The 1937-nt window shown below is 47.0% G+C and carries 3 protein-coding genes; all 3 read left to right on the forward strand.

Annotation, left to right across the window (positions count from 1 at the left end; translation table 11 throughout):
- A partial coding sequence (locus GX466_08350; protein ID NLH94204.1) for an urea ABC transporter permease subunit UrtB occupies positions 1-201 on the forward strand: 201 nt, incomplete at its 5' end.
- Complete coding sequence (gene urtC, locus GX466_08355) at positions 198-1394, forward strand: urea ABC transporter permease subunit UrtC (GenBank protein NLH94205.1); 1197 nt, start codon at positions 198-200, stop codon at positions 1392-1394. The genes GX466_08350 and urtC, both read left to right, overlap by 4 nt.
- Positions 1391-1937 (forward strand): ATP-binding cassette domain-containing protein (locus GX466_08360; GenBank protein NLH94206.1); only part of this gene is annotated, 547 nt, incomplete at its 3' end. The genes urtC and GX466_08360, both read left to right, overlap by 4 nt.

Consider the following 1937-nt stretch of genomic DNA (forward strand, 5'->3'; position numbering starts at 1 on the left):
ATGGTGGTTGTATTGGGCGGCGTAGGCCAACTTGCTGGCACCGTATATGCAGCATTAGGGTTGGGAATATTGAACAAGCTGCTTGAAGGATGGACTGGCGCAGTCTTGGCCAAGATAGCTGTTTTGGTCTTCATCATCATCTTTATCCAAAAACGACCACAAGGAATTTTTGCGATGAAGGGACGGAGTGCCGAAGCATGACTGAAAAATTACCATCAAAATTTGAAGCGACCCTACCCGCTCCAACGCCTTTGCTTTCACGTGCCAGTTGGAGTGGCTTTATCGGCGCACTCTTGGTCATCAGTTGCTTGGTTCCCATTCTGAATTTATGGGTGCCGGCTGACAGTGCATTGCATCTCAGCGATTACGCGGTAGGGCTAATCGGAAAGTTCATGTGCTTTGCAATTTGCGCATTGGCAATTGACTTAATCTGGGGCTACACCGGTATCTTGTCATTGGGTCATGGTTTGTTTTTTTCACTGGGTGCCTACATGATGGGCATGTACCTGATGCGCCAAATCGGGACGGATGGCAATTACAAAAGCAAATTGCCTGACTTCATGGTGTTCTTGGATTGGAAATCTTTACCGTGGCATTGGACATTCAGCGACAGCTTCATCGCCACTTTGATTCTCATCGTTTTGGTACCTGGTTTGGTTGCTTTTGTATTTGGGTATTTTGCATTCAGATCACGCATCAAAGGTGTCTACTTTTCCATCATCACGCAGGCCATGACTTTCGCCGCCATGCTGCTGTTCTTCCGCAATGAAACAGGTTTTGGTGGCAACAATGGATTCACCGATTTCAAACGCATTTTGGACATACCCATTGCCACACCAACCATGCGCATGACTTTGTTTGTGTTGACGGGACTTGTGCTATTGGCATTCTTTTTGTTTTCCAAATGGTTGGTCAATAGTAAATTTGGCCGCCTGTTGCAGGCGATACGCGATGCTGAAACGCGTGTCATGTTCAGTGGCTATTCACCTGTCGGTTACAAACTGACCATCTGGACCCTATCAGCCATCATGTGCGGCATTGCAGGCGCTTTGTATGTACCGCAGGTGGGAATTATCAACCCCAGTGAAATGAGTCCTGCTAATTCGATTGAAATGGCAGTTTGGGCTGCCGTGGGTGGCAGAGCAAGCTTGATTGGTCCTGTTGCAGGCGCTTTCATTGTCAACGGTGCGAAGAGTTGGTTGACGGTGGCTTACCCTGAGTTCTGGCTGTACTTCTTAGGTGCTTTGTTCATTGGTGTGACCCTGTTCCTGCCTGATGGCGTGATAGGCTTGATCAACAAGTTCATCAATAAATTCAAACCAAAGAAATTGAGCACTGAAAATACGACTGATTTAGAAAACCCAGTAGAGATCAAGAAAGGCGGTGCAAAATGACACCCGACTTGATGGAGCAAGGGGCTCGCCATTTTGAAGAAGCACAAGCCAAAGCAGCTATCACAGGACATACCGCTTCTGGCGGTCGCAGCGCTGGTTTTGCACGGCTGGCTGCGCCTGTGGGTGAAGTGGATATTACCCACGGACGTATTTTGTATTTAGAAGATGTGAGCGTGAGCTTTGACGGTTTTAAAGCCATCAACAAACTGTCTTTAGATATTGCGCCAGGTGAACTGCGCTGCATCATCGGCCCTAATGGTGCTGGCAAAACCACCATGATGGACATCATCACTGGTAAAACACGCCCCAATGAAGGCAGCGTCTACTTTGGCAGCACCATCAATTTGCTGCGCTACAACGAGCCGCAAATTGCACAAATGGGCATCGGCCGTAAATTTCAAAAACCCACTGTTTTTGAGAAGCTAACTGTTTTTGAAAACTTAGAGCTGGCATTGAAAACCAATAAAAATGTCAAGTCGTCGATGCTCTTTAAATTAGATTCATCGCAGGGTGACAAATTAGCTGACATATTGCAAACGATTC

It is taken from the genome of Candidatus Cloacimonadota bacterium, assembly GCA_012516855.1.
Lineage (GTDB): Bacteria > Cloacimonadota > Cloacimonadia > Cloacimonadales > Cloacimonadaceae > Syntrophosphaera.